This is a genomic window from Streptomyces sp. NPDC097619 (assembly GCF_040302735.1).
Classification (GTDB): Bacteria; Actinomycetota; Actinomycetes; order Streptomycetales; family Streptomycetaceae; genus Streptomyces.
This window is the reverse complement of the sequence record NZ_JBEOSD010000136.1, coordinates 1-22,426: the sequence shown is the minus strand read 5'-3', so window position 1 is coordinate 22,426 and position 22,426 is coordinate 1. Positions and strand designations below refer to the sequence as shown.

Here is a 22,426-nt window from a genome sequence, read left to right as displayed (position 1 = left end):
CCAACAAATTACCCCCCGGGGGCGGGGTGGGCCCGGGGCGGGGGGGGGGGCGGGCCCACCGCCGGGGACATCCGTCGGACCAGCGCCGCCAGCAGCGGGGTCCGCACGTCGTCGCCCGGCACCTCCGGCCACCAGTCCAACCGCCCGAACAGCGTCCCTCCGGTGGCCAGCAGGGAACCCCAGCGGTCCGTGCCGGGCCCGTCGAGGACGAGCCCGTGCCCGTCGTCCGCGTCGCCCTGCCGGGGCGGACGCAGCCGCCCGTCCACGACGGCCGCCAACGCGTCCGTCATCCGCAGCAGCACCAGCCGGATCGAACCGGGCACCGGAAGGCCCGCTGCCTCGGCCTCGGCCAGCGCCGCCAGGCCCAGCTCCAGCACGAGTCCGTGGTACTCCGTGGCCAGCTCGCGGTTCAGCCCCGAACGGAAGGTGTTGGCGCGCAGCTCCCGCTCCAACAGCGCCAGCGCGTCCGCCTGCCACCGCGCGGACTCCGGGAACCAGCCGAAGGCCACCGCCGCGGCGAACTGCCCGGCCGCCTCCGCCACCACGTGGTTGTTGGCCGAGGAGCCACGGCTCGGGAAGGCCGCGAGCCACCGCTGGTGGTGCCAGACCTGCTCCACCGCCACCGGGTTCTCCTCGAAGAGCCCGGCCGCGCCCGACCAGCCGTCCAGCAGCCGCCGCACCCACACCCAGGACACCAGTCGGATGCCCAACTCGATCCCGCTGGTCCAGTGCACCCCCTCCAGCGGCGGGTTCACCTCCCACCAGGACCGCAGGTGCGCGGCCACCCGCGCGGCGTACCGCTCGTCGCGGGTCACCGCGTACGCGGCGGCCAGCACCGTCAGGTACTGGTGCCGGGACGGCTCCCAGATCTGCTTGATGTCACCGACCGCCTCCTCGTCCCGGTAGGGCACGTCGAAGGCGTATCCGGGACCGGCCCGGCGGCCGGTCTTCGGGTCGGCCCACCAGTCCGGGTCGACCATGTCCTCGCGGACCACCCCGAAGAACTCGGCCCGGCCGGCCATCAGCCGGTCCGCCTCCTCCAGCAGCCGCTTCACGCCGTCCGCGGGCAGGCCTTCCGGCACCCCCGCGGGCAGCGGGGACAGGAAGCGCGAGCCGCGCACCCGGGGGCAGTCCGGCCGGCCGGACCGCCAACTCCGCCGGCGCAGCGCGTCGGCCGCCCGGCCGCCGGCCTCCCGCGGCCCCATCCGGGACAGCCGCCGCAGGTACCAGCCCGCGCTCATGCTCATCGGGAGCCCGCCAGCGTCACCGGGGCGCCCCCGGCCAGCGAGGTCCGCACCGCGAGGGTGGCCGCCGTGGTCGCCACGAGGGACTCCAACGGCACCGGCATCGGCCCGCCGGTCCGCACGGCCCGCACGAACGCCGCCAGTTCGGCGTTCTGCCCCTTGTCCCGGGTCTGCGGCAGCCGCGAGCTCACCCACCGCTTGGCCCCGTACACCGAGGCGCGCGTGAAGTCGTCCAGCTTGAGGACCTTGCCGTCCGCGGTCAGGTCCAGGGTCTCCTTCGGGAAGCCCGGCGCCCCGGAGGTCACGTACGAGATCGTGGCGGTGGAACCGTCCGGGTAGCGCAGCACCACCTGGAGGTCCTCCTGCCCGGGATCGGCCACCGCGTACACCGACACCGGATCGGCCTCCAGCAGCCAGCTCGCGGTGTCGATGAAGTGCCCGCCCTCACCGGCGAACCGGGTGCCCTCGGTGCCCTGCTGCAGGTACCAGCTGCCGTGCCCCAGCCGCCCCGCGTTGACCAGGTAGCGCAGGCTCGCCGGCCCGCTGCGGGGACCGAAACGCTTCCGGGCCTCGCCCAGCAGCGGGGCGAACCGACGGTTGAAGCCCACCTGGAGCCGGTCGTTGCCCGACTCCTCCACCGCGGCCAGCACCCCCGCCAGCTCCTCCTCCGAGAGGGCCAACGGCTTCTCCACGAACACCGGCTTCCCGGCCAGCAGCGCCTTCCGCGTCAGCTCGGCGTGGGAGCTGTGCCGGGTCACCACGAACACCGCGTCCACCGAGGGGTCGCCGAGCACCCCGTCGAGGTCCGTGGTGGCGTGCTCGAAGCCGAACTTCCGCTGGGCGTTCGCCGCGGACAGGGCCGTGGTGGTGACCACCGTGGACAGGGCCACCCCCTCCCGGCCCGCCAGGTGCGGCAGCAGCATCGAGGTGGCGTAGTTCCCCGCTCCGACGAACGCGAGCCGCACCGGCGCACCCGCGGGCCGGGCCGCCGGACCGCCGCTCCGGGGCGCGGGCACCGCCGGCACGGTCAGCACGGGGGCGGGCGGACGCTCCTCCTCGGCGGCCCCCGGGTAGCGGAACAGTACCGCCACCGCCTTCAGCTCACCGTCCTTCAGGCGCTGGTAGGTCTTCACCGCGTCGTCGAAGTCCGCGATGTGCGAGACCAGCGGATCCACGTCCACCCGGCCCCGGGCCACCAGGTCCAGGAAGCAGGCCAGGTTCCGGTTCTCGGTCCAGCGCACGTACCCGATCGGGTAGTCCCGCCCCTGGAGCTCGTACTCCGGGTCGTACCGCCCGGGTCCGTAGCTGCGCGAGAAGCGGACGTCGAGCTCCTTCTCGTAGTAGGCGTTCCACGGCAGGTCCAGACGGCACTTGCCGATGTCCACGACCCGCCCGCGGTCCCGGGCCAGCTTCGCGGCCAGCTCCACCGGCTGGTTGCTGCCGCCGCCGGCCGCCAGGTACACCTGGTCCACCCCGTGCCCGCCGGTGAGCTCGGCCACGGCCGCCTCCACGGCCACCGAACCCGGGTCGCCGGTGGCCGCGGCCCCCAGTCGGCCGGCCAGCGCGCACCGCTCCGGATCGGGGTCCACCCCGACCACCCGGGCCCCGGCGGCCGTCAGCAGCTGCACCACCAGCTGTCCGATCAGCCCCAGCCCGATGACCAGGGCCACGTCGCCGAGCTGCGGTTCGCCCTGACGGACGCCCTGGAGGGCGATCGAACCGACGGTGCCGAAGGCGGCGTGCTGCGGGGCCAGACCGTCCGGCACCGGCACGTACAGGTTCTTCGGCACCCAGTTCAGTTCGGCGTGCAGGGCGTGCTCGTTGCCCGCGCAGGCCACCAGGTCACCGACCCGCACCCCCTCGGTGCCGGCGCCGACCTCCTCCACCACCCCGCACAGCGAATAGCCCAGCGGGGTGTACGAGTCCAACTGGCCGTTGACCTTGCGGTAGGTGGCGGCCAGCCCGTTGGTGGCCACGCTCTGCGCCACCTTGGCCACCTGGTCCGGACGCGAGCGGGCCTTGCCCAGCATCGACATCCCGGCCTCCGAGACCTTCATCATCTCGGTCCCGGTGGATATCAGCGAGTACACCGTCCGCACCAGCACCCCGCCCGGCTTGCACCCGGGCACCGGCACGTCGAGCACCGACAGTTCGCCGCTCTTGTAGTTCTGCACCACTTGCTTCACTCGAACTCCTCTGGATTCCTAAGCCGTTGACCGGGCGCTCTGACCGGACCCCGAGGTCGCGTCGCGGTACCAGTACTCAAGGGTCAGCACGTGCCACAGGTGCTTGGAGTAGTCCGTGCGCCCGGCGGCGTCCTCGGCGACCATGCGGGCCAGCGCCTCCCGGCGCAGGAACCCGGACCGCACGAGCAGGCCGTCGTTCACCACCTCCCGCACCAGCGGCGCCAGGTCCCGGCTCATCCAGGCCCGCAGCGGCGCGCTGAACAGGCCCTTGGGCCGGTACACGATCTCCCGGGGCAGCACCGAGACGGCGGCCTCCTTCAGGACGGCCTTCCCCTGCCGTCCGACGATCTTGCGGTCCCCGGGCACCGCGAACGCCGCCCGGACCACCTCCACGTCCACGTACGGCACCCGCACCTCCGTGGAGGCGGCCATGCTGGAACGGTCGGTGTAGGCGAGGTTCAGCCCCGGCAGGAACATCCGGGAGTCGCCCAGGCACATCCGGTTGACGAAGTCGTCGAGCTCGTTGTCCGCGTACACGTCCGCGTGCTCGGTCAGCACCTCATCCACGGTTCCCGCCAGGTCCGGGTCGATCAGCCCCAGCAGCTCGGGCCGGTCGTACAGGGTGTAGCTGCGCCGGAACGCCGTCTCCTCCGGCAGCCCGGCGAAGGACAGGAACCGCTTGGCGAACCGTACCGAGCGGTAGCCGCGCCGCGCCGAGGCCACCGGCAACCGGTCCACGGCCCGCGCCAGTCCGCCCCGCACCGCGCCCGGCACCCGCCGGTACCGCACCGCCATCAGGTTGGCCAGGTGCTTGCGGTACCCGGCGAACAGCTCGTCGGCGCCCATCCCGGAGAGCATCACCTTGACCCCGGCCTCCCGGGCCGCCGAGCAGATCAGGAAGGTGTTGATCGCGGCGGGGTCACCGATGGGCTCGTCGAGGGCGTACGTCATCCGCGGCAGCAGGTCCTGCACGTCCGGGGCGATCTCGATCTCGTGCAGGTCCACCCCGTACCGGGCCGCCACTTGGCGGGCGTACCGCAGGTCGTCCGGCATGGCCTCGAAACGGGCGTCCTCGGCGCGGAAGCCGATGGTGTAGGCGGAGATCCCCGGCCGGTCCCGGGCGGCAAGCGCCGTCAGGTAGCTGGAGTCCAGCCCCCCGGAGAGGAAGGTGGCCACCGGCACGTCGGCCAGCAGGTGCCGCTTCGTCGACTCCGCCACCACGGACGCGATGTCCGGCAGGTCTCCGCCGCGGGCCCGGTCCCGGCCTTCCGCCGCGACCTCGCGCAGGTCCCAGAACCGGCCCCGGTCCACCGCGCCGTCGGGCCGGATCCGCAGCCAGGTCCCCGGCGGCAGCTTCTCCGCCTCCCGGTAGGCGCACCGCGAGTCCGGCACCCAGTAGTAGAGGAGGGAGGCCACCAGCGCGGCCGGATCCACCTCCAGCGGGGCACCGGTGGCCCCGGCCAGCGCCTTCAGCTCCGAGGCGAAGACCAGACCGGCCCCGCGCCGCAGCAGGAACAGCGGCTTGATGCCGAGCTGGTCGCGGGCGAGGACCAGCTCGCCGGTGCGCTCGTCGAACACCCCGAAGGCGAACATCCCGCGCAGCCGGGGCAGGCAGTCCGTGCCCCAGCGCCGCCACGCCTCCAACAGCACCTCGGTGTCGGAGGTGCCGCGGAACCGCACCCCGGCGGCGGTCAGTTCCGCGCGCAGTTCGGGGGCGTTGTACAGCTCGCCGTTGTAGGTGAGGACCAGCCCGTCGGAGACCATCGGCTGGGCGCCGGTCTCCGACAGGTCCACGATGGCCAGCCGGCGGTGCCCGAGGTGGACCTCGCCCTCACCGGCGGCGTGGCTGTAGCGCCCCGCCCCGTCCGGCCCGCGGTGGGCGAGGGTGTCGGTGAGCCGGTCGGTGACCGCCTTGCCGTCCGGCCACCGGTACGTGCCTGCGATGCCGCACATGTCCTACCTCGCCTCCTCGTCGCGGTCCGGGACCCGTGCGGTCCCCACCGGCAGTCGTTCCGTGCGGGGCCGGACCACCCCGTTGTGCCGGGCGGCCCGGTCGTCCTCCCGGGGGTACCGGGGGCCGGTCGGTCCGTCCCAGAGCGTGCCGTCGGTCCGGTCCAGCGGGTCGGGGTCCACCAGGACGACCCCGACCACGGGTATCCGCTGGTCGGCGAGTTGCCGGGCGACGGTGTGCAGCCAGGCCGCGCTGCCGCTGCCGGCCCGCACCACGAGCACCGTCCGGGTGCCGAGGTGGCGCAGGTCCGTCCAGGCGGTGCCGGGGGCCACGGAGCCCACCCCCACCAGGTGGCCCTCCACCGGCTCGTCGCCGGGCCCGGTGCCGGTGATCACCGGCGGGTCCCCGCCCTGTGCCTTGAGCTTGCCGAGCCGCTGGTCCGGCAGGCCGTCCACGAGGGTCACCGGCCCCTGTTCGGCCAGCGCCCGGCCCAGGTCCCGGGCGATGACGGCCGCGCCCCGGGAGCAGCCCAGCTCCAGGAGGGAGAAGGGCTCGGCGGAGCCGCGGACGGTACGGGCCAGGGTGGTGGTGAGCCGTTCCCGGGCCGCCCGCGTCCGGCCCCGCCGCCAGGGCTTGCCGGAGCGGCGGGGCAGCTCCGCGAGGACCGAGGAGCCGAGGCCCGCCGCGATGTCCCGGCGCAGCACGGGCCGGTCCCCGACCACGGTGGCGACCGCGGCCACGGCCAGCCCGAGGGCGGTGCCCAGGACCGTGCCCACCACGGCGTGGGTGACGACCGCCTTGGGCAGCGAATGCGCGACCGCGCGCGGGGCGTCCACGATCTGGGTACCGGCGACCAGCCGGGGAGTGCCCAGCCGGGCCTCCGCCGCCCGCCGGTCGAACTCGGCGATGCGGGACGTGAGTTCGGCCCGTCGGGCGAACAGGGCCTCCATGGCCGCCGAGGCTTCCGGACCGCTGCCCTCGGGCCCCTTGCCGATGCCCTCGTTGACCTCGGCCAGCTCCGCCCGCATCCGGTCGCGCTGAGCCAGCAGGGTCTTGGACTCGGCCGTCGCGGCTTCCTGGATGCGTCGGACGTGGTCGTCGACGAAGGCCTCGGCGAGCGCCTTCGCACGGGCCACCGCCTCCGCGTCCGTGGCCCCGGTCACGTCGATCTGCAGCAGGTTGTTGGTCAAGCCGATGCCTCCGTACTCCTGCATGAACTCCTCGGGCTTCTGCGGCGAGCCGAGGGCGCGCAGGGCCCGGTCCGCGATCCGGGTGGTGTGCAGCAGGGCCACGTCGGTGCGGATCAGGGTGCCGGGGTCGTTGGGCTGGTCCCCCTGGTGGGCGACGAGCACCTTGGTCACGGCGGACGGCGGTGGGGGCAGCAGCACGGCCACGGCCGTGCCCAGGACCAGCCCGAGCAGGGCGGCGGCGGTCCACAGGCGGCGGCGCCGCCACACCGACACCACCAGGGCGTGCAGGTCCAGCAGGGGCGCGGAGCCCTGGGGCTCCGCGGTGGTACGCGTGCTCACTCTGGAATTCCCGTCCCCTCGTCACCCGCGCCGGCGGGCGTCTTCGCCGCGCCCCGGCGCCGTCCGCCGGTCCTCGCCGGCCGGGCCAGGACCGGCCCGGCGAGCACGGCGCCGACGATCTCGTGTCCGGCGTCCGCGCACGCGGCGGCGAGACCGCCGAGCTCCTCGCCGGTCCAGCTGTCGGCGCTGAGCACGACGAGCGCGCCCGCTTCCCCGGCCCGGTCGGGCACCATCGGCCGGGTCACCGGTGCCTCGACCACGCGCAGCGCGGGGGAGTGCCCGTCCTGCGGGTCGCCCCCCGCGTTCCCGGGAGCGTCCTCCCCGACGGCGGCGAGTCGACCGGCGGCCGACCGGCCGAGTTCGTCCCCTTCGGGGACGAGCACCAGCAGCCGGCGCGGTCCGGGCACCAGTTCCTCGATCCGGTCGTGGACCCGCCGGTAGCGGATCTCCGTGCCGGCCTCGTCCCCGGCGGCCCGGAGCGCCGGGGCGTTCCAGCGGACGTCAAGGCCGAGCAGCCGGCGGATCCGGTCGCGGGGTCCGGGACCCGTGCTGCGGTGCACGGCCCGGTCCACGGGCACGTCCACGGCGCCGAGCACCGTGGCGCCGAGCACCGCGGCGATCTCGGGCCCGGTGCGGAGCCTGCGGCTGACCCGGGCCGCGGTGAGGTGTCCGACGATCCCCAGCAGGACGGCCGACACCGCGCCGGCCGGCACGAGTTGGAGTGCCGTGGGCGGGGCCTCGCCGTCCGGTCGGGCGGCCTGCCCCATGACGACCATGCTGGACTTGGTGCTCGCCGGGTCCGCCTGGTCCAGTTTGGTGATGGCCTCCTGGAGGGCGGTGCGCAGTTTGGCGAGTTCGGTGCGCGCCTGGACGCCCTCGACGGTGCGTCCCGGGTCCACCGCCTCGGACAGCTCGGTGATCCGGCGGCCGGTCTGCGTCACCAGCTTGCGTAGGGCCTCGGGGCGGGCCGCCGCCTCGGGATCGGCGGTGTCCCCCGTCATCTTCGCGGCGAACCCGACGAACTGGCGGGCCAGTTCGTCGGTGAGCTCCTGGGCCCGTTCCGGGGTCTCCGCCGTTCCCGTGATCTTGATGATGTTGCCGTCGGTGGCCTGGGCGGCCACCAGGTCCCGCAGTTCGGCGCCGCCCGTCCCGGGCCAACCGAGGGTGGCGGCCGTCCGGTCGGCCACCACCGAACTGGTCGCGATCTCCGCCTGCGTCAGCAGTTCGCGTTCCTCCCAGGCGCCCGGCAGCAGCACCGACACCGAGGTGGTGTAGCGCGGCGGGAAGAGCAGGGAGGTGCCGTAGCCGAGCAGGGCGCCCACCATCGCGAGGACGGTGAGGAGCCGCCGGCGCCGGCGGAGAATCCGGCCGATCGTGACCAGCCGTATCGTGTCGTCGCTCAACGGCGCGGACTCCTCCTCGTCCGGCCGGGGCGGCGTGCCGACAGCGGGGCGAGGCCGCGGCAGGCGGTCGCGTACGCCGCGAGCAGCGACTCCTGGGACTTCTGCCAGGACAGGGGGCCGCTGATGCGTTCCTGACCGGCCTTGCCCATCCGGTCCCGCAGGCCGGGGTCGTCCAGCAGCAGGGAGATGTGCCGGGCGAACTCGGACTCGTCGTTGGCGGGGGCGTACACGGCGGCGTCACCGGCGGAGACGCGCGCCTCCCGGAGGTCGAAGGAGACGATGGGGCGGCCCATCACCATGTATTCCAGCACCTTGTTCATGGTCGAGACGTCGTTGAGGGGGTTGTGGGGGTCGGGGGAGAGGCACACGTCGGCGGTGGAGAGGTAGCGCACCAGTTCGGCGTCGGGGACCCGGCCGGTGAAGTGCACCCGGTCGGCGAGGCCCAGCTGCCGGGACAGCTCGACCATCGCGTCGAAGGTGTCGCCGCCGCCGACGAACACGGCCTGCCAGTCGTCCCGGCCCTGTTCGTCGCGGAGCTTGGCCAGGGCCCGCAGCGCGTAGTCCACCCCGTCCTGGGGGCCCATGACCCCCAGGTAGCAGAGCAGGTACGGCTTGCCGCGCTTGAGTTCCGGTTCGGGCGGGACCGGTCGGAACCGTCCGGTGTCGGGGGCGCTGCGGACCACGAACACCTGTGAGGGCTTGCGGCGGCCGCGGCGCAGGGCCACGTCCCGGTAGCTCTCGTTGGTGGACAGGACCACGTCGGCGGTGCGGTAGGTCACCCATTCGAGGCCGCGGACGGCCCGGTAGAGCAGGTCCTCGCCCCGGCCGAAGCGGGAGAGGTACAGCTCGGGCACCAGGTCGTGCTGGTCGAAGACGAACCGGGCGCCGCGCAGCTTGAGCCACAGCGCCGGCAGGAACAGCAGGTCGGGCGGGTTGCAGGCGTGCACCACGTCCACCGGGCCGACCCGGGCGGCCAGCCGGAAGGTGTGCCAGAGCGCGGTGCCGTACTCCTGGGCGAAGCCGGAGGGTCCGCCGGTGGCGGCGCGGAGGGGGTAGCGGTGGATCCGTACCCCGTCGATCTCCACTTCCGCCTCGGTGTCCCGCTTCTCCCCGCGGGGGCAGATGACGTGGACCTCCCAGCCCGCGTCGCGGAGGGTGGTGCACTCCTGCCAGACCCGTCGGTCGAAGGGCACGGACAGGTTCTCCACGAGGACCAGTGCGCGGCGGCCCTGCCCGGCGCCGCCGGTCGTTTCACCAGGCAAGGCCCACGTATCCCGGTTCGGTCCGGCGCTCTTCGGCGTCGGGGAGGCGGACGAGGTCGATGATCAGGGGGCCGTCTCCGTGCGGGAGTTCGGCGAGGACGGCGGGGTCACCGGTGCCGACGAGGAGCACCTCGGCGTGGTCGAGGACGTCCGCGGCGCTGTCGGCGAGCAGCTTGGCGAGGTGCGGCAGGCGGTTCTCCACGTATTCGCGGTTGGCGCCGAGCAGCCGGGAGAGGTTGACGTTGGGGTCGTAGATCCGCAGGTCGTAGCCCTTGCCGAAGAGCCGTTCGGCCAGTTCGACGAGGGGGCTCTCGCGGAGGTCGTCGGTGCCGGGCTTGAAGGAAAGCCCGAAGAGGCCGATCCGGCGCTTGCCGGTGCGTTCGACGAGTTCGACGGCCCGCTGGAGGTGCTCGGCGTTCGAGGGGAGCACGTGGGCGAGGATCGGTACGGAGACGTCGGCCTGCCGGGCCGCGTGCACCAGGCTGCGCAGGTCCTTGGGCAGGCAGGAGCCGCCGAAGGCGAAGCCGGGCCGCAGGTAGGCGGGGCTGATGTTGAGCTTGCGGTCGGCCAGGAACACGTCGATGACCTGGTGGGAGTCGACGCCGAGGGCGTGGCACACGGCGCCCAGCTCGTTCGCGAAGCCGATCTTCAGGCCGTGGAAGGCGTTGTCGGCGTACTTGATGGCCTCGGCGGTGGGGATCGGTACCCGGAACACCTCGCCGGGCAGTCCCTCGTACAGGGCGGCGAGCACGTCGCCGCTGGCGGCGTCGAGTTCGCCGATCACGGTCTTGGGCGGGTCGAAGAAGTCCCGCACGCTGGTGCCCTCCCGGAGGAACTCCGGGTTGACCGCGACGCCGAAGTCGACTCCGGCGGTGCCGCCGGTGTACTTCTCCAGGATCGGGACGAGCAGGTTGAGGCAGGTGCCCGGGAGCATGGTGCTGCGGTAGACGACGGTCTGTCGTCCGCCCCGTTCGGCCACCGCGGCCCCGATCTGCTCGGTGACCCGCTCCAGGAAGGTGGTGCACAGGCTGCCGTTGGGCTCCGAGGGGGTGCCCACGCAGACCAGCGACACCTCGCTGTTCATGATCGCTTCGCGGACGTCGGTGGTGGCCCGCAGTGCTCCGCTGCCCACCACTTCGGCGATGAGCTCGCCGATGCGTTCCTCGACCACCGGCGCCTTGCCGTCGTTGACCAGTTCCACCTTCACCTGGCTGACGTCCACGCCGATGACCTCGTGCCCCAGGCTGGCCAGGCACGCCGCCGTCACGCAGCCGACGTATCCCAGTCCTAAGACGCTGACCTTCATGCCGTCTTCCTCCCCCCGGCCACTTCCTCGTGGCCTGCCGTTCGTGCACTGAGCGGATTGCGCTGGACGCGCATCAGTAGGCCCCCTGCCCCTGGACCACCGCGCGCAGGGTCTTCCACAAGATCACCGTGTCGAGGGCGAGCGACCAGTCCTCCACGTAGCGGAGGTCCAGCCGGACCGCTTCCTCCCACGGCAGGTCGCTGCGTCCGCTGACCTGCCAGAGCCCGGTGAGGCCGGGCTTGACGAGCAGCCGCCGCCGGATGTCCGGGGCGTAGCGGGCGCATTCCTCCGGCAGCGGCGGCCGGGGTCCCACGAGCGACATGGAGCCCGTGAGGACGTTGAACAGCTGCGGGAGTTCGTCGATCGAGTACCGGCGCAGGGTGGAGCCCACGCGGGTGACCCGTGGGTCCCGGCGCATCTTGAACAGCAGCCCGGCGCCTTCGTCGAGGTCGGCCAGGGCGGCGCGTTCGGCGTGCGCCCCGGCGTTCATGGTGCGGAACTTGACCATGGTGAACTCGCGGCCGTCCTTGCCGACCCGCCGCTGGCGGTAGAAGACCCCGCCCCGGCTGTCGAGCACGACGAGCAGTCCGACCAGGGCCATGAACGGTGCGAACAGCAGGATCAGCAGGGCCGCGCCGGTCCGGTCGACCACTTCCTTCACCGCGCGGGGGCCGCCGGTGAAGATCGGCATGCTGACCCGCAGCAGCGGGATGCCGAGCACCGCGTCCACGTGCAGGCGGGGTCCGGCCACCTCCATCAGCCCGGGGGCGACGACCATTTCGGCGTCGCGGCCCTCCAGGTTCCAGGCGAGTCGTTGCAGTTGGTCGGGGGACCAGTGCGGGTCGGGGGTGACGGCGACGACGCGGTAGCCGTCGCGGTGCACGTGTCCGGCCACGTCCGTGAGCGGACCGACGACCGGTACTCCGTCCAACTGGTCGGCGCCGTCGGGCCCGAGGCCGTCGGGGGTGCAGACGGCGTCCACCCGCCATCCCAGGTGCGGGAACCTGCGGACCCGGGTGATGAGGTCGAGGACGGTGTCGGGGCTGCCCGCGGCCAGGACGGGCCGCAGGCACCGGCCCTGCTTGCGCTGTTCGTGGAGCAGCAGGCGGAGTCCGTACCGCGCGGCCAGGGTGACCAGGGCCACGGCGGGCAGGGCGACGAAGATCCAGAGCTTGATGTTGCGCGAGGTGAGGGCGATCCCGCCGAGCGCGAGGACCACGGCCGTGGCGAAGAGCGAGCGGCTGAGCCGCCGGAACTCCTCGGCGCCCTGGCCCAGTACGGCGGGGGCCCAGGCCCGGCCGACGGCGAGGGAGCCCAGGACCAGCAGCTCCGTGCCGACGGCGAGGATGCCCCACTTCTCGTGCCAGTTGGCCGCGTCCCGGGCCCCGAACAGGGCTCCGATCGTCGCCACGACGAGCGCGGTGGCCACCGTGTCACCGGTGATGACGGCACGTCGGTACCGCTGTTCCCAGTCGACGGTGGGCTTGTCTATGGGCCCGTCAGCCGGCCGCCCGCGCGCAGCCGGAAACGGGTCGACTAATTCCCTCTGACGCACAGGACCCCCCCAGGTCGCCAGTGATCCGGCCCAGGGCCGCACACTGTTATTCGCCCGGGAGGCGGTACCTCCCGGTAATGGCTTACCGGCTATTGCTGCGCTACGCGGATAATCCGCCCAGGCGGTAGCGGACCCGCATGTTCTATCAGAGTCTCGAGTCGCTCGGGAACCCGCTCAAATCACGGATGTTCCGTGCGCCCCCCTCTTCGGATTCCACGAATCGATCTCCGGGGACGGCTCCCGCGAGGGCAGCCGTCGGCCGCCCGCGGTATACGGGCCCACAGATCGTCATTTGTCGCCCCGTGTCCATGCGCCGGGGCAGGGCCAATCTAGAGCATCGGGCGCCGTCTGGAGAGGGGATGTGTGCAATCTGCGTCCAAGCTGCGAAGACGGGGCCGCCGGGGGTTCCCCGGCCGGGGCTCGGGTACTGCTGGGAAACCGCTCGTGACCTGGGGGGACGGTCCATTTCCCGGTCGGCGCCCGAACCCGGAAGCGGATCTTCACGCGCGGCCGGAACCGCACTGACAATGACTGACAAACGCGCGTCCGAGCCCCGCTGGAGGCCCTCCCTGAGGGTCCTGTGGAGGCTTCTGTTCCGCGCGGTCCGGGCCCCGGGGGTGTCGCGGGGGCCTCACCGGGAATTCACAGCCTCTTCATCCTTTACCTGATCTTGACGTCAGGCTCCTGTGAATATGCCGGCGGCCATGTCCGCCGCCTTCGGGAAATGCGGAAAGCCCATCCGGTTTGCTTTCGGGATCCGGCCCCGCTCCCGATCGCGGAGAAATGGATCGCGGACCGCCGGCCGGGCCGTCCCCGATATAAGAGGGCGGAGATTTCCGCGTTCGCGGTCGCGGAGCGGATGCAGATATCTATTACCCACGAGAAGGACCGCCGCCCCCGGTCCCGTTCGGAATCCGGAGGGCGGCGGCCCCGTGCCGCCGACCGGACCCGCCCGGAGGGGCGGGCCCGGCGGCTCAGGCCAGCGGGTCGAGCAGCGTGCCCGCCTCGCCCTCGGCCTCCTCGGCCAGCAGGAAGCCCGTCCAGCCCGCCAGGTACTCGGCCAGGCTCACGAAGCCGTCCCCGTCGGTGTCGAGGCGTTCGGCCGAGGCCGCCGCCTGCTCCGGGCCCAGGCCCCATGCGGTGAAGAAGGAGCGCATCTGCTCGACGGCGGCGACCCCGTCGTCATCGGCGTCGATGGCGGCGAACTCCGCTTCGAGGCAGGCCCGCAGGTTCCGCTCCAGCAGTTCCCGGTCGCCGTAGGACCGGGCCATCGCGTGGTGGAACTCCTCGCGGGTCACCCGGCCGTCCCGGTCGGCGTCGGCGTTCTCCAGGAGCAGCGCCCAGCAGCGGTGCCACTCGCGGAGCAGCGCGGTCTTCTTGCCGGAGCCCTCGGCCAGACCGGTCGCCCGGGCGATGGACTCGGCGAGGACGGTGAAGTCCCGCTCCTCCAGGACGCCGTTGACGTCCGCGTCGAGCATGTCGAACGTCCGGTCGTACGCGCGGCTGATGAGGCTGACGGTCATGGAACTGCCCTTCGGATGGGGGTGGGTGGGGCGGTCCGGAGGGTACGGGCCGGCGGCCGGTCCGCCGCACCGCCCGCCGCGCAGCCGAAGGGGTCGGACGGGCCGCGGGCCGCTCCCGCACCGGCCCGGAGGGCGGGGAACGACCGGCGGGCGGCACCCGTTCGTGTCAACGGTCGGGACGGACCCCGTCCGCCGTCCGGGTGGCGGCTCCGCCGCGGCCGCCCCGGCCGCCCCCGTGGGCCCGTCCCGCGCCCCGACCGCCCCCGTCAGGTCCGCATGAGGGCGGTGAGCCGCGCGTGGAGTTCCGCGAACCCGGCGGAGCCCCGCACCGCGGACACGTCCGTACCGGGGCCCCGATCCAGGTCCACCGGCAGCTCCGCCACCACCCGCCCCGGACCCGCGGCCATCACCAGCACGCGCGAGCCGAGCAGTACGGCCTCCTCCGCCGAATGCGTCACGAACAGCACCGTCGTCCCGAGGCGCCCGGCCAACTCCCGGACCTCCTCCTGGAGCCGCTCCCGGGTCAGCGCGTCGAGCGCGGCGAAGGGCTCGTCCATCAGCAGGAGGGCCGGTTCGGCCGCCAGCGCCCGGGCGAGGGCCACCCGCTGCTGCTGGCCGCCGGACAGTTCCCAGGTCCGCCGACCCGCCGTGCCCGGCAGGCCCACGCGGTCCAGCAGTTCCGCGATCCGGGCGGGCCGGGCGGAGCGCGGGACGCCCGCCCGTGCCAGCGCGAAGGCGAGGTTCCCCCCGACCGTCCGCCAGGGGAACAGCCGCGGTTGCTGGAAGACCACGCCCGCGTCCGCCCCGGGGCGGGGGGCCGCGCCCCGGACGAGGACCTGTCCGGCGGCGGGTCGTTCGAAGCCCGCGACCACCCGCAGCAGGCTGGTCTTCCCGCAGCCCGAGGGCCCGACCAGGACCACGAACTCGCCCGGGGCGATCCTCAGGTCCACCTCCTCCAGGGCCGTGAACGCACGGCCCGCCGCCCCGTAGCGCACCGAGACGCCGACGAGCTCCACGAGCGGGGTCCCGGTGGCCGGTGCTCCGTCGACGGCCGCGGATCGGTCGCCGGGCGAGGGGAGTTCCTCAGTTCGTGGCACGGGCGAGCTCCTCCACCGCGAGGGCGCGACCGAAGACCGACGCGTCCGGCACCGCGTCCACGGCCTTCTGCCCCTTCAGGAACACGGCGGCGTCGCGCAGGTTCGCCGCCAGCTTTCCGGGGGCCCCGGGCGTGCCCAGGTAGTCGGGTCCGGCCTGCTCCCGAGCGCTCAGCAGGACGAGCTGGGACAGCTGCCGCCGGGCCTCCTCGGGCGTCAACCCGAGCTCCGCGCCGATGGACTTCGCGGCCCGCTCCGGCGCGGTGCGCGTCTGGGCGACGGCCTGGTCCTGGGCCTTGATCCAGGCGGTGACCACCTCGGGGTGCTTCTTCGCGAAGGCGTTCGTGACCACGCCCAGGTCGGCGGTGGGCTTGCCCTGCCGGGCCAGCTCCCGGCTGCTGATCAGCACCTTGCCGTCCCGGGTCAGCTCGCCCAGGGTGGGCGTCCACACGTAGGCGGCGTCGATGTCCCCGCGCTTCCACGCGGCGAGCGCGTCCTGCGGCTGGAGGTCGATGGTCTTCACCGCGGAGGGTTCCACGCCGGCCGCGGTGAGCGCGGCGAGCAGGGAGTAGTGGGCGGTGGACCCGAAGGGCGTGGCCACCTTCTTCCCCACCAGGTCCTTCACCGAGCCGATGCCCGGCTTGGCGACCAGGGCCTCGTTGTCCCCGATGAGGTCGTGGATCCACACCACCTTGTACGGGATGTCCAGCGGGGCCGAGAGCCCCTTGGTCACGGGGCTGGAGCCGGCCAGGCCGAGGTCCACCGACCCGGCGATGACGGCGGTGTTGACGTCGCCGCCGGACTCGAACTTCACCCATTTCACCTCCGCGTCCGGGAGGGCCTTCTCCAGGAGTCCCTGGTTCTTCACGACCAGGTCGGCGTTGGGTATCGCCTGGTAGGCGATGCGCACCGTGACGCGCCCGGCGGAGCCGCCGTCGGTGTCGCCCGCACCGCAGGCGGTGGTGCCGGCCGCGAGGGCCAGGGTGACGGCGGCGGACAGCAGGAGGGTGCGGCGGGAGGGACGTGCGGGCATGACGGGACTCCGGTCCGGGGGTGGGGTGGCGTGGGATGTGAAGGCGGGAGGCGGAAGGCGAAGGTGAACGGGGAGCAGGGGTGCTCGGGGGATCGCCCGGACGGTCAGGTCCGGCCGCGCCAGGGCACGGCGGACCGCTCCACGAGGCGCAGCAGCGCGTCGAGCACGATCCCGGACAGGCCGATCGCGAGGATGCCCGCGATCACGAGGGCGGTCTGGTTGTAGCGCTGGGCGTCCCGGATCATGCCGCCGATGCCGGGCACGCCGTTGACCGTCTCCGCGGCGACCACCGAGGTGTAGGCGACGCCCACGGCGATCCGGATGCCGGTGAGGATCTCGGGCAGGGCGGCCGGCAGCCGTACCGACAGGAGGAGGGCCACCGGTCCGGAGCCGAGGGCCCGGGCGGCCTCGACGAGCTGTTCGGGCACGGTGCGCACGGCGGCGGCGGTCGCCGCGGCGATCGGGGGGAGCGCCGCGATGACGAGCAGCCAGATCTTGGGGGCCTCGTCGATGCCGAACCAGATGACGAGCAGGGAGAGGTACGCCAGCGGGGGAAGGGTCCGCAGGAAGGTCACGGCGGGTTCCAGGACCACGGCCAGCGGTCGGATCGTGCCGATCAGCAGGCCCAGCGGGACCCCGACGAGCACGGCGTAGGCGGAGCCGGTGCCGATCCGGCCGAGGCTGACCCCGAGGTGCTCGACGAGCAGGTGGCCGCCGTAGCCGCGCACCCCGTCGTGGACGCCTGAGGTGAGGACGAACTGTCGCCAGACCTCTCCGGGCGAGGGCACCAGCACCCGCGGCCACACCTCGGCCGCCACCACGGCCTGCCAGGCCGCCAGCAGCACCGCGAGAGCGACGGCGCGCAGGATTCCCCAGCGGAGGGCGCGGCGCAGCCGCTCCCGGCGGGGGGATCCCGGCGCGGGCCCGGGACCGTCGGGTACGCCGTCCCCGGGTCGGGTCGGGGCCGGGGCGTTCGCGGGGGCGGTCACGCGGCGGCCCCGACGAGCGCGCGGAGCCGCGGGGCGACTTCCTCGCCGACCCGGTACGCCTCCTCCAGGTGCGGGTACCCGGAGAGGACGAACTCGTCGATGCCCAGGCCCCGGTACTCGGCGATCCGGGCGGCCACCTCGTCGTGCGAGCCGACCAGGGCGGTGCCGGCGCCCTCGCGGACCAGCCCGATGCCGGCCCACAGGTTCGGTGCCACGATGAGTCGTCCGGCCTCGGCGATCCCGCCGTGCAGGGCCGTCATCCGGGCCTGACCGGTGGAGTCCATGGCCGCGAACCGGGCCTGGCTGGACCGGACGGCCTCCGGGTCGAGCCCGGCGAGGATCCGGTCCGCCTCGCCCCACGCCTCGGCGGCGGTGTCACGGGTGATCACGTGCAGGCGCAGGCCGAACCGCACGGTCCGGCCCGCCGCGCGGGCGCGTTCGCGCAGTCGGGAGATCCGGACGGCGAGGGCGGCGGGCGGTTCGCCCCAGAGGAGCTGCACGTCGGCCCGCCGTGCGGCGACCTCCTCGGCGGCCGGGGAGGCCCCGCCGAAGTAGAGGGGCACGGGGTGCTCCAGGGCGGGAGCGGTCAGTCGGGCGCCCGACACGCGTACGTGGGCGCCGTCGTGGTCGGCGGTCCCGCCCTCCAGCAGGGTGCGCAGGACGGTCATGACCTCGTCGGTGCGGGCGTAGCGGTCGTCGTGCGCCAAGTGGTCTCCGTATGCCCGCTGTTCGACGGGGTCCCCGCCGGTCACCACGTTCAGCGCGAGTCGTCCGCCCGCGAACCGGCGGAAGGCGTCCGCCTGTTGGGCGAGCAGGGTCGGGCTGGCGAATCCGGCGCGGAAGGCCACCAGGAACCCGATGCGGTCGGTGTGCTGGGCCAGCGCGGAGGTGAGGATCCACGGGTCGACGCAGCCCAGCCCTACGGGCGTCAACAGCGAGTGGAATCCGGCCTGTTCGGCGGCGCGGGCCACCTGGGTCAGGTAGGGGACGTCGGCGGGGCGCCGGGTGGCGGCGCCGGTGCGGGCCTGGACGGCGGTGACCCCGCCGGGGTCGCGGCCGTCCCCGCCGGTGGGCAGGAACCAGTGGAGCAGGAGCGGGTCTTCCGGCATGGGGAACCTCGTCGGAGCAGCGGAATGACACGTGCCACCCCTAGGAAGGGGCGACGCGTGGAGAGGGCGGGACGACGGACGGCCGAGCGGCGTCGCACGACCACGGCGCGGAACGCCAGGGGGTGCGCGACGGCGAGAGGTCGTGCGGAGAGGGGTCCTGCGGAGGGGGCGCGTGCCGACCGGCGGCCGGTCAGCGGCCGATCAGGGGATCAACAGCCGTACGCGCGGCGGGAAACGGCCCGACACAGCATGGCGGACACGCGCAGCAGGTCTACGTGTCGACGCGATACGAGTACGGGGGCCATGGGCGCATCCTCGCGGCGCCCTTCCCGCGGGGGCAAGTCCTGTCCGCATCACGGACGAATCCGTTCCGCGATGCGGACCCACGGCGGTGCGCACCTGGCCGGCGCCGTACTGCGGGTGCGGTACGCGGCCCTCCGGGTGTACGCCGCAGGGAGGGGGCGCGGGTCCCCCCGTGGTCCGCCGTCCCCGTGGTGCCCGCCGTCTAGGGTTCGGGCATGAGGATCAGAATGCCCGGGCGCCGTGGCCGCCTGCTCGCGGGCGCCGCCGCCCTCCTGGTGGCGGTGGGCGCCGGCACCTGGAGCGCCACCGCCTCCGACGGGCCCCCGGAGGTGCGGCGCACCGACCGGACGATGGAGATGCCCGGCGCCGCCGTCGACACCTCCTTCTTCACCGCGGGCGGCGCCGGCCGCCGCCCCGCGGTGCTGCTCGGACACGGGTTCGGCGGCAGCAAGGAGGACGTCCGCCCGCAGGCGGAACGGCTCGCTGCCGCCGGGTACGCGGTGCTCACCTGGTCGGCGCGCGGCTTCGGCGCCTCCGGCGGCAGCATCGGCCTGAACGACCCCGCCCACGAGGGCGCGGACGTCCGGCGGCTCGTGGACTGGCTGGCGACCCGCCCCGAGGTGACCCTCGACGCCCCCGGCGACCCCCGGGTGGGCGTCACCGGGGCCTCCTACGGAGGGGCCGCCGCCCTGCTCGCCGCCGGGTACGACCGACGCGTGGACGCCATCGCCCCCGTCATCGCCTACTGGGACCTGGCGGACGCCCTGTTCCCCCGGGACGTGTTCAAGAAGCTGTGGGCCGGGGTGTTCTTCGGCAGCGGATCCCTCCCCGGCACCGGGGCGCAGGCCACGGCACCCGGGGCCGCCGGCCCCGCCCGCACCGCCGCCGGGCCCGCCGCCGCGCCCGTGGGCTGCGGACGGTTCCAGCCCGAACTGTGCGCCATGTACGAGCGGGTGGCTGTCGCGGGCCGCCCCGACCCGGCCGCCCGCGCCCTCCTGGAGCGCCGCAGCCCGGCCGCCGTCGGCGCCCGGATCAAGGTCCCCACGCTGATCGTGCAGGGGCAGGCCGACTCCCTCTTCCCGCTGGACCAGGCCGACGCCATGGCCCGCACCATCGCCGGCAACGGTGCCGAGGTCGCCGTGGACTGGGCGGCCGGCGGGCACGACGGCGGGATGCGCGAATCGGGCCGCGTGGAGGACCGCGTCCGCGGCTGGTTCGACCGCCACCTCAAGGAGGACCGGGGCGTGGACACCGGCCCGGCCTTCCGGGTCACCCGCACCGGCGGCATCGACACCACCGACGGCGAGGTACAGCTGCGCGGGGCCGGTGCGGACCGCTACCCCGGGCTCGACGGCGACGGCCGCCGGGAGTTCGCCCTCACCGGACGCCCGCAGGAGTTCGCCAACCCGGCCGGCGGCGCCCCGCCCGCCCTGTCCTCGCTGCCCGGCCTCGGCGGCGGGCTCGCCGCCTTCGGCACCGGGCTGTCGGTGGACTTCCCAGGCCAGTACGCTCGCTTCGAGTCGAAGACCCTCGACCGCGACCTGCGGATCACCGGCACCCCCACCGTGCGGGTCCGCGTCACGTCCACCGCCGCCGACGGCTCCGCCGTCCTCTTCGGCAAGGTGTACGACGTGGGACCGGACGGCCGGCAGCAGCTGCTCCCCGGACAGCTCGCCGCCCCCGTCCGCGTCACCGACGCCGCGAAGGGCCGCACCCTCTCCCTGACCCTGCCGGCGGTGGACCACGAGGTCCGCTCCGGCCACCGGCTCCGGCTGGTCCTGGCCGCCACCGACCTCGGCTACGCCACCCCGGCCGCGCCCGCCGCGTACACGGCGGCCGTCGAGGGCCCGCTCACCGTGCCCACCGTCACCGACCTCGCAACCGGGGAGGCCGCACTGCCCTGGTGGGCGTGGGGCCTGCCGACCGGAGCCCTGGTCCTGGCCGGCCTCCTGCTCCTGGACGCCCGCAGGCGCGGCACCGGCCCGGCGCCCGCCCCGGCCCCGGAGCTCGCCGAGGTGCCGCTGCGGATCACCGGACTGACCAAGCGGTACGCCAAGGGCTCCGACCGGTACGCGGTCCGCGACCTGTCCTTCACCGTGGAACGCGGCCAGGTCCTCGGCCTGCTCGGACCCAACGGCGCGGGCAAGACGACCACGCTGCGCATGCTGATGGGGCTGATCCGGCCGGACGCCGGCGAGGTCCGCGTCTTCGGCCACGCGATCCGACCCGGCGCCCCGGTGCTGTCCCGGGTCGGGGCCTTCGTGGAGGGCGCCGGATTCCTGCCGCACCTCACCGGCCGGGCCAACCTGGACCTGTACTGGCGCTCCACCGGTCGCCCCCCGGAGGACGCGCACCTGGCGGAGGCCCTGGAGATCGCCGGCCTCGGCGACGCCCTCGACCGGGCCGTGCGCACCTACTCCCAGGGCATGCGACAGCGGCTCGCCCTGGCGCAGGCCATGCTCGGCCTGCCCGACCTCCTCATCCTCGACGAACCGACCAACGGCCTGGACCCGCCGCAGATCCGCGAGATGCGCGAGGTGATGATCCGGTACGCCGCCGCCGGACGGACCGTCATCGTCTCCAGCCACCTCCTGTCCGAGGTGGAGCAGTCCTGCACGCACCTGGTCGTCATGGACCGCGGCCGGCTCGTGCAGGCCGGACCGGTGGCGGAGATCACCGGCGGCGGGGACACCCTGCTGGTCACCGTCGACGGCCCCGTCGACGACTCGGCCCTGGCCAAGGCCGCCGCCCTGGAGGGCGTGGCCTCGGTGGTCCGCACCGAGGAGGGACTGCTCGTCCGCCTGGACGGGGCCGGCCCGGCCCGGTTGATCGCCGAACTCGTGCGGCTGGAAGTGCCGGTGACCGGGGCGGGCCCGCACCGGCGGCTCGAAGACGCGTTCCTGACCCTGATCGGAGGTGCGGCATGAGCGTGCGCGAGGAACCGCGGACGACGCGGGCGGCGGCGGAGTCCGCACCCGGCTACCGGGCGCGGCACACCCTGCCGCTGCGGGTGGAGGCGCTGCGGCAGTGGCGTCGCCGCCGGACCCTGGTGATGGGCGGGATCCTGGTCGCCCTGCCCTTCGTGCTGGTCATCGCCTTCGCGGTGGGCGGCGGCCCCTCGGACGACCGGGGCGGCGGCGGTCGGATCACCCTGATGGACGTGGCCACCCAGTCGGCCGCGAACTTCGCGGCCACCTGCCTGTTCGTGTCCGCCGGCTTCCTGCTGGTCATCCCGGTGGCGCTGTTCTGCGGGGACACCGTGGCCTCGGAGGCGAGCTGGTCCTCGCTGCGCTACCTGCTGGCGGCCCCCGTGCCCCGGTGGCGACTGCTGTGGAGCAAGCTCGCGGTCGCGCTGGGCTTCAGCCTGGCCGCGATCGTGCTGCTGCCGCTGGTCGCCCTGGCGGTCGGGTCCGTCGCCTACGGTTGGGGCCCGCTGCACCTGCCCACGGGCGGCACCCTGTCCGCCGCGCCGCTGCCCCGGCTCGCCCTGGCCACCGGGTATGTGTTCGTCTCCCAACTCGTCACCGCCGGACTGGCGTTCTGGCTGTCCACGCGCACCGACGCGCCGCTGGGCGCCGTCGGCGGGGCGGTGGGCCTGACCATCGCGGGCAACGTCCTCGACGCGGTCACCGCCCTCGGTGACTGGCGCGAGTTCCTGCCCGCGCACTGGCAGTTCGCCTGGGCCGACGCCCTCCAGCCGCAGCTGGAATGGGGCGGCATGCTCCGGGGGGCCGCGGTCTCCACGGCGTACGCGCTGGTCCTCTTCGCGCTGGCCTTCCGGGGCTTCGCGCGCAAGGACATCACCTCCTGAGGAGTCCCGCTCCCGGACGAAGGGGGGTGTCCCCTTCCGGGTGCGTCATGAGGCGTTCGATGGAGCCGGTCCGCTCACGCAGATCGGCAAGCCCACGTCGGCCTGCGCCCTGGACATCCACCGGGGGG

Annotated in this window: 14 protein-coding genes and 1 pseudogene; 2 read left to right on the top strand and 13 right to left on the bottom strand. The window is 74.2% G+C overall.

All coding sequences use genetic code 11. From position 1 onward, the window contains the following. Positions 1 to 11 precede the first annotated feature (11 nt). The 13 genes and pseudogenes from ABTZ17_RS28535 to ABTZ17_RS28475 form a co-directional block, all read right to left on the bottom strand. A pseudogene (locus ABTZ17_RS28535) lies at positions 12 to 1,247 on the bottom strand (heparinase II/III family protein); the annotation flags it as partial. After that, positions 1,244 to 3,430, bottom strand: coding sequence for a bi-domain-containing oxidoreductase (locus tag ABTZ17_RS28530; protein ID WP_352198625.1), 2,187 nt, complete (start codon positions 3,428 to 3,430; stop codon positions 1,244 to 1,246). The gene ABTZ17_RS28530 and the pseudogene ABTZ17_RS28535, both read right to left, overlap by 4 nt. An 18-nt stretch (positions 3,431 to 3,448) precedes the next feature. Further along, positions 3,449 to 5,383 (bottom strand): asparagine synthase (glutamine-hydrolyzing), encoded by a 1,935-nt coding sequence (gene asnB, locus ABTZ17_RS28525; protein ID WP_352198624.1) that lies wholly within the window; start codon positions 5,381 to 5,383, stop codon positions 3,449 to 3,451. A 3-nt stretch (positions 5,384 to 5,386) separates the two neighbouring features. Next, positions 5,387 to 6,910 carry a Wzz/FepE/Etk N-terminal domain-containing protein gene (locus tag ABTZ17_RS28520; RefSeq protein ID WP_352198623.1) on the bottom strand — a complete coding sequence of 508 codons (1,524 nt, stop codon included), beginning with the start codon at positions 6,908 to 6,910 and terminating at the stop codon, positions 5,387 to 5,389. Continuing rightward, positions 6,907 to 8,313: a YveK family protein gene (locus tag ABTZ17_RS28515; protein ID WP_352198622.1), complete on the bottom strand. Its 1,407-nt coding sequence runs from the start codon at positions 8,311 to 8,313 to the stop codon at positions 6,907 to 6,909. Before ABTZ17_RS28515 ends, ABTZ17_RS28520 begins: the two co-directional genes overlap by 4 nt. Then, positions 8,310 to 9,575, bottom strand: coding sequence for a glycosyltransferase family 4 protein (locus ABTZ17_RS28510; protein ID WP_352198621.1), 1,266 nt, complete (start codon positions 9,573 to 9,575; stop codon positions 8,310 to 8,312). The genes ABTZ17_RS28515 and ABTZ17_RS28510 overlap by 4 nt, the downstream gene beginning before the upstream one ends. Then, the gene (locus ABTZ17_RS28505; RefSeq protein WP_352198620.1) at positions 9,565 to 10,881 is read right to left on the bottom strand and encodes a nucleotide sugar dehydrogenase; all 1,317 of its coding nucleotides are present in this window, start codon (positions 10,879 to 10,881) and stop codon (positions 9,565 to 9,567) included. The genes ABTZ17_RS28510 and ABTZ17_RS28505 overlap by 11 nt, the downstream gene beginning before the upstream one ends. A 73-nt stretch (positions 10,882 to 10,954) precedes the next feature. Further along, complete coding sequence (locus ABTZ17_RS28500; protein WP_352198619.1) at positions 10,955 to 12,436, bottom strand: sugar transferase; 1,482 nt, start codon at positions 12,434 to 12,436, stop codon at positions 10,955 to 10,957. A 974-nt stretch (positions 12,437 to 13,410) separates the two neighbouring features. Next, the gene (locus tag ABTZ17_RS28495; protein ID WP_352198618.1) at positions 13,411 to 13,959 is read right to left on the bottom strand and encodes an EF-hand domain-containing protein; all 549 of its coding nucleotides are present in this window, start codon (positions 13,957 to 13,959) and stop codon (positions 13,411 to 13,413) included. Between the two features lie 266 nt (positions 13,960 to 14,225). Next, positions 14,226 to 15,056 (bottom strand): ABC transporter ATP-binding protein, encoded by an 831-nt coding sequence (locus tag ABTZ17_RS28490; RefSeq protein WP_502994879.1) that lies wholly within the window; start codon positions 15,054 to 15,056, stop codon positions 14,226 to 14,228. Continuing rightward, positions 15,043 to 16,086 (bottom strand): taurine ABC transporter substrate-binding protein, encoded by a 1,044-nt coding sequence (locus ABTZ17_RS28485; protein ID WP_352198617.1) that lies wholly within the window; start codon positions 16,084 to 16,086, stop codon positions 15,043 to 15,045. Before ABTZ17_RS28485 ends, ABTZ17_RS28490 begins: the two co-directional genes overlap by 14 nt. A 104-nt stretch (positions 16,087 to 16,190) precedes the next feature. Beyond that, on the bottom strand, positions 16,191 to 17,075 hold the full coding sequence (locus ABTZ17_RS28480) for an ABC transporter permease (RefSeq protein WP_352198616.1): 885 nt from the start codon (positions 17,073 to 17,075) through the stop codon (positions 16,191 to 16,193). Beyond that, positions 17,072 to 18,184 carry an LLM class flavin-dependent oxidoreductase gene (locus ABTZ17_RS28475; RefSeq protein WP_352198615.1) on the bottom strand — a complete coding sequence of 371 codons (1,113 nt, stop codon included), beginning with the start codon at positions 18,182 to 18,184 and terminating at the stop codon, positions 17,072 to 17,074. Before ABTZ17_RS28475 ends, ABTZ17_RS28480 begins: the two co-directional genes overlap by 4 nt. Positions 18,185 to 18,702: 518 nt before the next feature. Between ABTZ17_RS28475 and ABTZ17_RS28470 the strand changes: the two genes are divergently transcribed. Then, positions 18,703 to 21,414, top strand: coding sequence for an alpha/beta fold hydrolase (locus ABTZ17_RS28470; RefSeq protein ID WP_352198614.1), 2,712 nt, complete (start codon positions 18,703 to 18,705; stop codon positions 21,412 to 21,414). Beyond that, positions 21,411 to 22,298, top strand: a complete 888-nt coding sequence (locus tag ABTZ17_RS28465) for an ABC transporter permease (protein WP_352198613.1) — start codon at positions 21,411 to 21,413, stop codon at positions 22,296 to 22,298. The genes ABTZ17_RS28470 and ABTZ17_RS28465 overlap by 4 nt, the downstream gene beginning before the upstream one ends. The last annotated feature ends 128 nt before the right edge of the window (positions 22,299 to 22,426 follow it).

Coding starts and splice junctions, on each gene's coding strand:
- ABTZ17_RS28470 (WP_352198614.1), top strand. CDS start 18,703: ATGAGGATCAGAATGCCCGGGCGCCGTGGCCGCCTGCTCGCGGGCGCC.
- ABTZ17_RS28485 (WP_352198617.1), bottom strand. CDS start 16,086: ATGCCCGCACGTCCCTCCCGCCGCACCCTCCTGCTGTCCGCCGCCGTC.
- ABTZ17_RS28465 (WP_352198613.1), top strand. CDS start 21,411: ATGAGCGTGCGCGAGGAACCGCGGACGACGCGGGCGGCGGCGGAGTCC.
- ABTZ17_RS28505 (WP_352198620.1), bottom strand. CDS start 10,881: ATGAAGGTCAGCGTCTTAGGACTGGGATACGTCGGCTGCGTGACGGCG.
- ABTZ17_RS28475 (WP_352198615.1), bottom strand. CDS start 18,184: ATGCCGGAAGACCCGCTCCTGCTCCACTGGTTCCTGCCCACCGGCGGG.
- asnB (WP_352198624.1), bottom strand. CDS start 5,383: ATGTGCGGCATCGCAGGCACGTACCGGTGGCCGGACGGCAAGGCGGTC.
- ABTZ17_RS28495 (WP_352198618.1), bottom strand. CDS start 13,959: ATGACCGTCAGCCTCATCAGCCGCGCGTACGACCGGACGTTCGACATG.